The sequence below is a fragment of the Nitrospira sp. BLG_2 genome (genome assembly GCF_049222245.1).
In genome coordinates, this window is record NZ_JBLYIG010000382.1 from 1 (window position 1) to 6,834 (window position 6,834).

The following is a 6,834-nucleotide window of genomic DNA, read 5'->3' on the forward strand; positions in this document are numbered from 1 at the left end:
TCTTTCAGGCAAGCGTTGGAATCTCGAGCCCCTTTCTGGCTGGTCTCCTTCGGTAACTGGCTATTCGGCGGGCTGGTCACTGAGTCGGTCTTAAAGGAAATTGTGCATGACCACCGCCTCCTCACGCCCGCCGTTATCGAACGGTCCAACCATAATCGCCGACGCCCCGGTATCATGAAACCCATCATGGCGGTGAGAAACGCCCTCCCCTCTTGGGAAACCGATTTCGCTCCCCGCCTGAGCGGCATCACGCACCAGACCATGATCATCTGGGGTGAATACGACCGGCTGTTCCCCACGGCTGTGGGCGAAGAACTTCACCACAGAATCCGAGGATCAACGTTCGTGAAGGTTCCGGATGCCGGTCATATGCCCCAGTGGGAACGGCCCGATCTGGTCAACCGATCGTTGATCGCGTATATTCAATCATCGCCCTGAATGATCGCTTGACTGGATCACCCACTTATTATCTTCAGAAAGGAGCTTACGATGCGGATGAGATATTCGGTTTTCCTCGGCACCGCACTGTGCTTTTCGCTTGGCCTCGTCGGATGTCAGACGATGGGAAAATCAACCGGCGCCGGATTTTCCTACAAGAATATACCGGTGGCTGATGGGAGTGCCGTCGCAGGCGACGGCAACAAGGTCCTGTTCAAAGGCAACCCACTGACACTCACAGGCAATGGAGTGAAAGTCGGCGACGCATTGCGCGACGTGAAGGTGGCGCAGAATGACTTATCCCTCGTGAACATCGCGCAGACCAAAGGCGCCGGGAAGGTGCGCATCATCAGTGTGGTTCCTTCCCTCGATACCCCTGTGTGCGAGCAACAGACTCATCATCTGAGCGAGCGGAGCAAGGGCCTCGATAAAATGATTGAACTCATCACTGTGAGCGTCGACACGCCCTTCGCCCAAAAACGGTTTGCCGAAGACGCCAACATCGCCAATATTACCTTCTTATCCGACTATCGGGGAGCCGAATTCGGAAAGAGCCATGGTCTCTTCTTGGAAGGTCCGAACATTTTGACGAGAGCGGTCATGGTCGTCGACAAGACGAACACCATTCGCTATCTCCAAATCACTCCGGAGCTCTCTCAACTGCCGGATATGGACGAGGCCCTACAATTTGCTCGTCAATTGATCACGGAAAGCTGAGATGAAGACAGGTGAAGGACAGCGGCCCCCGAACACTTGAACTCAACCTCAGCCTCGACTTTCGCGAAATCCATGGCTCATTACGATCTACTCGTCATCGGCACCGGACCCGCCGGCCAAAAGGCTGCCATCCAAGCAGCCAAGCTCAACAAGAAGGTGGGCGTCATTGAGCGAAAGACGGTCGTCGGTGGCGTCTGCATCAATACCGGGACCATTCCGAGCAAATCCCTCCGCGAGGCGGTGCTCTACCTCTCCGGGTTTCGTCAACGCAACATCTACGGGGGAGCGTACCGACTAAAAAAGAAGATCACGATCGAAGACCTTGCCTTCCGTGCGAACCATGTCATCAAACACGAGATCCAGACCGTGCAGAGTCAAATGGCTCGCAATCAGGTCGATATGTTTTTCGGTTCAGCCGGCTTTCTCGATCCGCATCGCTTGCGCATTCAAGGGGATCAGGAAGCGCTTGAACTGACGGCGGATTTTATTGTTATCGCCGTAGGGACAGAACCTGCCAGGCCCTCGGACGTTCCGTTCGACGGCAAAACGATCATCGATACGGATGGACTGCTGAGCTTGAAACGCATTCCCTCCTCGATCGTCATCGTCGGAGGCGGTGTGATTGGAACGGAGTACGCTTCGGTTCTCGCCGCCTTGGGAATCCCGGTCACTCTCATCGATAAGCGGCCGCGGCTGTTGGAGTTTGTCGACGCTGAGATTATTGACACGCTCCAACAGCGGATGAAAGACCTGGGAGTGACGCTGTATCACAATGAAGAAGTCCTCGCGATCACGAAAGAATGGGGAAAGTCCATCCACGTGTCCCTTCGCCACAATCGGCCGGTTCAAGCCTCGACACTCATGTATGCGATCGGGCGCGTCGGCTCGACTCAATCGCTGAATCTCCAAGCCATCGAACTCAAGTCAGATGAGCGAGGTCGCTTGACCGTCAACGAACACTTCCAAACGGCGATTCCGCACATCTATGCGGTCGGCGACGTCGTCGGCTTTCCGGCCCTTGCATCGACCTCAATGCAACAGGGTCGCCACGCCGCTTGCCATGCTTTCGGCCATCCGGATCGTACCGACACGTCGCTCCTCCCCTACGGCATCTATGCCATTCCAGAAATTTCCATAGTGGGTCGGAGCGAGGAAGAGCTCAAACAGGCGGAGATACCCTATGGAGTCGGCATCGCCCGCTATAGAGAAATCGCCCGCGGACAACTCATCGGCGATGAAACCGGCATGTTGAAAATACTTTTTCATCGACACACCAGGCATCTGCTGGGCGTGCATGTCATTGGCGATGGAGCCACGGAATTGATTCACATCGGCCAGGCCGTCATGGCCTTTCACGGCAAGATCGATTACTTTATCGATACGGTCTTCAACTACCCGACGTTGGCGGAATGTTACAAGGTCGCCGCCCTCGACGGCCTGAATCGGATGCCGAAGCATTGGATTCCGTACGTATAATGTCGTGGACTGTTCCCACACGTTCGAGTTTTGCGCGCCGTGCGTTGAACTCAACCTTCGCAATTCAACACGAACACCCACCGGGTCTCATGGAGGACTGAATGTCATTTTCAAGCCATCTTCGCAAACTCGCCTCTTCTGTCTGGGACGCTCAATTAAAACATCCCTTTGTCGTGGCTCTCGGTAACGGCGCACTGCCCGAACATAAATTCAAATATTACATTCTCCAGGACGCCCGCTTCCTTGGCGATCTGGCGCGTGTGTTTTCTGCCGCCGCACTGAAAGCTCCTGATTCGGATACGGCCTTGCGATTCAACAAGCTGGCAGACGAGACCATTGTCGTGGAGCGGAGCCTGCATGAGAGCTACGGAAAGAAATGGTCGCTGACGGCCAAACAGATGACATCCGTGCCGATGGCTCCGACGAACTACGCGTATACCAGACACATGCTGGCCGTGGCCGCCTCCGGAACGGCGGCAGAGATTACGGTCGTCGCACTCCCGTGCGCCTGGGTCTACTGTGTCGTCGGACAACACTTGTTGCGAAAGGGGCCGCCGGCTAAAAATCATCCTTACCGCGATTGGCTGATGCTGTACGCGTCGCCGGAGTTCGCCGAAGTGCAGCTTTGGATGAGAAAGAAGGTCGATCACTGGGCCAAGACCGCCGGCAAAGAAGAACTGCGACGAATGGAAGAATCCTTCATCATCAGCTCACGGTACGAGTGGATGTTCTGGGACATGGCGTGGAAGGAGGAGAAGTGGCCGGTGTAATGACTAATTTCGCCATGGCAAATCCCTCTTCGCTCGGATCATACACCTTCTGCAGCTTCACACCTGGTACAAGTAGCAGAATTCAAGAGATGATTAAGAGAGATGACTAAGTTGGGAAAAAGACAGCGAACGAGCGGTGTCCCAGTGGAGTTCGTAGGCTAGACCAATACGGCGATAGTCTCATCCTCCAGGCCAAACACCGAGCGGTAGGAGGTCCAGGATGGCGTACGAAGTTACAGCCGATGAAAGGTGGCGAGCTTTGCAGTTCCCTGATCCAACGTGACCGTGGTCTCACAGCCCGCGTTGCGATTTTTAATGCCGATGAGGCAATCCGCAAAATCGGCCTGTGAGGCACGGTAGTCAGCAACAGCAGCCCACACCGATGGTTTATCTTCGATGACGAACTGCTTGGTGGCAAGAAGCCGATCCAACACATCGACGAGTGCAGTTTTGGGGAAACCATAACTATAGCTTAGCACCCAGACACATTCGCAGAGAACGATGTGATTGAGGAACAGAGATTCATCCTGATCTTTTGCGGTCGCAAAGCACCGCTGCACCCGGCGAGTTTGGTCGGGGTCATCCTGCGTGAGGAACCGTACGAGCACATTCGTGTCAATTGCGATCATCAGGTGTGTCGGGTGGCTCCTTTCAGAACCCCCCGCTGCATCTCTTCAAGCGAGAGAGCCTTTTTACTCTTTTGTCGCAAGAGGCCTGCGAGATCCATCACATCGCTGGTGGCGGGGCGTAGGGTCACACGCCCATCCGGCTCAATGACAAAATCAAGTTGGTCTCCTGCATGAAGGCCGAGATGGTCTCGAATCGGCTTGGGGATGGTCGTTTGGCCCTTGCTGGTCAGCGTAACAATCATAACAATTCCTTTCTTTTAACAGAGAGTATTACTGTACTGTAAGGAATTATTGCTGTCAATGCGACGTACAACACTAAGAGCGATATTCACTATGACTTTTGTCTCGCCTTGGCCAAGGCCAGCGCCATGGCGCTGATCGGCTGGGGAGTTCGTGCCGTTGCCTGGCCTGGTACCGATGGTCCACGACTGCGCGAGTCACGGCCTGCCTGGCCCGCAGGCTGTGTCTGACCAGACGGCCGGCTTGCGGCATCCTCCAGCCGCATGGTCAAGGCAATACGCTGGCGTTTCAGATCGACATCGATTACCTTCACCTTGACCACCTGTCCCGGTTTGACCACCTCGTGTGGATCCTTGATAAATTTATTGGCCAGTGCCGACACGTGCACGAGCCCGTCCTGATGCACACCGATATCGACGAAGGCGCCGAACGCCGCCACGTTCGTCACGACTCCCTCCAACACCATGCCGGGCTGTAAATCAGACAGGGATTCGACCCCTTCGCGGAAGGTCGCCGTCTTGAATTCAGGACGAGGATCGCGACCCGGTTTTTCCAGCTCGGTAAAAATGTCCCGCACCGTCGGCAGACCAAACTTCTCATCGGTAAAGTCAGTCTGCGACAACCCTCTCAAGACCGTCGGCTGACGCATCACTTCAGCAATCCCCGTTCCCAATCGTGCCAGAATACGTTCAACCACCGGATAGGCCTCTGGGTGCACGGCTGACCGATCCAAGGGATTATCGCCGTCCGGGATGCGTAGGAATCCAGCCGCCTGCTCGAAGGTTTTTTCACCTAGACGCGGCACACTGCGGATCGCAGTACGGTTGGGGAACGGTCCGTTCACATTCCGAAAGTCCACAATATTTCTTGCCAGCGCCTTATTAAGACCTGAGACTCGCTCCAACAACGGCACCGACGCCGTATTGACGTTCACACCGACGGCATTCACGCAATCTTCGACCGTGGCATCGAGCGACCGCGACAAGGCCCGCTGATCGACATCATGCTGATATTGTCCGACTCCGATCGCCTTCGGCTCAATCTTAACCAGCTCGGCCAATGGATCCTGCACACGCCGCGCAATGGACACCGCGCCTCGCAAGCTGACATCCAACTCAGGAAACTCCGCCGCGGCAAAGGCCGAAGCCGAGTACACCGACGCTCCTGCTTCACTGACCACGATTTTCGACACCTTCTGTTCAGGGTGCTGTGCTGCCACCTGTTTAATCGCCTCGCCTGCCAGCTTATCCGTCTCCCGGCTCGCCGTCCCGTTGCCGATTGCTATCAATTCCACGCCATGGTGGACGACCAGCCGTACTAGCATCTCCATGGCTCTCTGCCAGTCGTTGCGAGGTTGGTGCGGATAGATCGTCTCGGTTGCCAATAATTTTCCCGTTGCATCGACGACCGCGACTTTGCACCCGGTGCGAATACCGGGATCTAGGCCAAGGATGACTTTTGGTCCGGCCGGCGCCGCCAACAGCAATTCATGGAGATTCTTCGCGAAAATCTTGATCGCCTCGGCTTCGGCTGCTTCTCGCAATTGCACCAAGAGTTCCGTACTGAGTTGCAGATGAATCTTTACACGCCACGTCCACTCACAGACGCCTGTCAACCATTTGTCTGCTGGTCGACCGCGGTCTTCGATGCCGGCATGCGCCGCAATCATCGCGACGCAGGGATGCGGGACAACCGCCTCAAGCTTTTCCCCCAAACCCAACTCCAACTTCAAGACCCCGAGCGCACGGCCTCTGAAAAGCGCAAGAGCCCGATGCGAAGGAATGGCCTTGATGGGTTCCGCATAAGCGTAATAATCCCGGAACTTCTCATCTTCGGCTGTTTCCTTGTCCTTCATCACCGTCGAGGTCATGACTCCTTCGTTCCACAGCCTCGCCCGCAGCGTGGCCAGCAAGTCGGCCGTTTCGGCAAACCGCTCCATCAGAATGTCCCGTGCCCCTTCCAATGCGGTTTTGGCATCGGGCACATTGATCGCATCCACCCCTTCGGCGGCCGGCACGACGCGAATGTACTTGAACGCTTCTTGCTCGGGGTGCAGCAGTGGATCGGCCAACAGGCTATCGGCAAGTGGCTCAAGCCCTGCTTCGCGTGCGGTCTGTGCTCGTGTGCGTCGCTTCGGTTTGAAAGGCAGGTACAGGTCTTCAAGAGCTTGCTTTGTCGCGGCTGCCTCGATGCGCTCGCGCAGCACATCCGTGAGCTTGCCTTGCTCCTCAATCGAGGCGAGAACGACGGCGCGCCGCTCTTCCAATTCGCGCAAATAGCGCAGGCGATCTTCCAGTGTGCGTAATTGTGTATCGTCCAAGTTGCCGGTTGCCTCTTTACGATAACGCGCGATGAAAGGGACGGTGCCCCCGCCATCAAGCAGCGCTATCGCTGCAGTAATTTGATGAGCTCCCACGCCGAGTTCCTTGGCAATGATCGGAACAATTTTGAGCTGCACCGCTTCCGTTGAAGTCTGAGTCGTTTCAATTGTCATCGGTATCAATCGCCTATGTTTCCGAACGCGTCAGCAGTCCGCGCTCTCTAACAGGATGCTGAAAAAGTCC

General features: G+C 55.8%; 7 protein-coding genes. 4 read left to right on the plus strand and 3 right to left on the minus strand.

Annotated elements, in window-relative coordinates:
• The 4 genes from ACOSYY_RS10560 to tenA all read left to right on the plus strand — a co-directional run.
• The coding region (locus ACOSYY_RS10560) for an alpha/beta fold hydrolase (protein ID WP_421662303.1) at window positions 1–438 on the plus strand (438 nt) is incomplete at its 5' end.
• A 57-nt stretch (window positions 439–495) separates the two neighbouring features.
• Window positions 496–1,155 (plus strand): thiol peroxidase, encoded by a 660-nt coding sequence (gene tpx, locus ACOSYY_RS10565; RefSeq protein WP_421662304.1) that lies wholly within the window; start codon window positions 496–498, stop codon window positions 1,153–1,155.
• A gap of 72 nt (window positions 1,156–1,227) precedes the next feature.
• A complete protein-coding gene (sthA, locus tag ACOSYY_RS10570) occupies window positions 1,228–2,631 on the plus strand; it encodes a Si-specific NAD(P)(+) transhydrogenase (protein WP_421662306.1) in 1,404 nt (467 codons plus the stop codon).
• Between the two features lie 101 nt (window positions 2,632–2,732).
• Window positions 2,733–3,401, plus strand: coding sequence for a thiaminase II (gene tenA, locus ACOSYY_RS10575; protein ID WP_421662307.1), 669 nt, complete (start codon window positions 2,733–2,735; stop codon window positions 3,399–3,401).
• Window positions 3,402–3,634: 233 nt separating this feature from the next.
• Here the strand turns inward: tenA and ACOSYY_RS10580 are convergent, their stop codons facing one another.
• The 3 genes from ACOSYY_RS10580 to ACOSYY_RS10590 form a co-directional block, all read right to left on the minus strand.
• A complete protein-coding gene (locus ACOSYY_RS10580) occupies window positions 3,635–4,030 on the minus strand; it encodes a type II toxin-antitoxin system VapC family toxin (RefSeq protein ID WP_421662308.1) in 396 nt (131 codons plus the stop codon).
• Window positions 4,030–4,272 carry an AbrB/MazE/SpoVT family DNA-binding domain-containing protein gene (locus ACOSYY_RS10585; RefSeq protein ID WP_421662309.1) on the minus strand — a complete coding sequence of 81 codons (243 nt, stop codon included), beginning with the start codon at window positions 4,270–4,272 and terminating at the stop codon, window positions 4,030–4,032. The genes ACOSYY_RS10580 and ACOSYY_RS10585 overlap by 1 nt, the downstream gene beginning before the upstream one ends.
• 89 nt (window positions 4,273–4,361) lie before the next feature.
• Window positions 4,362–6,764: a Tex family protein gene (locus ACOSYY_RS10590; RefSeq protein ID WP_421662310.1), complete on the minus strand. Its 2,403-nt coding sequence runs from the start codon at window positions 6,762–6,764 to the stop codon at window positions 4,362–4,364.
• Between the last annotated feature and the right edge of the window lie 70 nt (window positions 6,765–6,834).

Bases quoted from the DNA above. Each gene is read 5' to 3' on its own strand.
- ACOSYY_RS10590 (WP_421662310.1), bottom strand. From the start codon at position 6,764: ATGACAATTGAAACGACTCAGACTTCAACGGAAGCGGTGCAGCTCAAA.
- sthA (WP_421662306.1), top strand. From the start codon at position 1,228: ATGGCTCATTACGATCTACTCGTCATCGGCACCGGACCCGCCGGCCAA.
- tenA (WP_421662307.1), top strand. From the start codon at position 2,733: ATGTCATTTTCAAGCCATCTTCGCAAACTCGCCTCTTCTGTCTGGGAC.
- ACOSYY_RS10580 (WP_421662308.1), bottom strand. From the start codon at position 4,030: ATGATCGCAATTGACACGAATGTGCTCGTACGGTTCCTCACGCAGGAT.
- tpx (WP_421662304.1), top strand. From the start codon at position 496: ATGAGATATTCGGTTTTCCTCGGCACCGCACTGTGCTTTTCGCTTGGC.
- ACOSYY_RS10585 (WP_421662309.1), bottom strand. From the start codon at position 4,272: ATGATTGTTACGCTGACCAGCAAGGGCCAAACGACCATCCCCAAGCCG.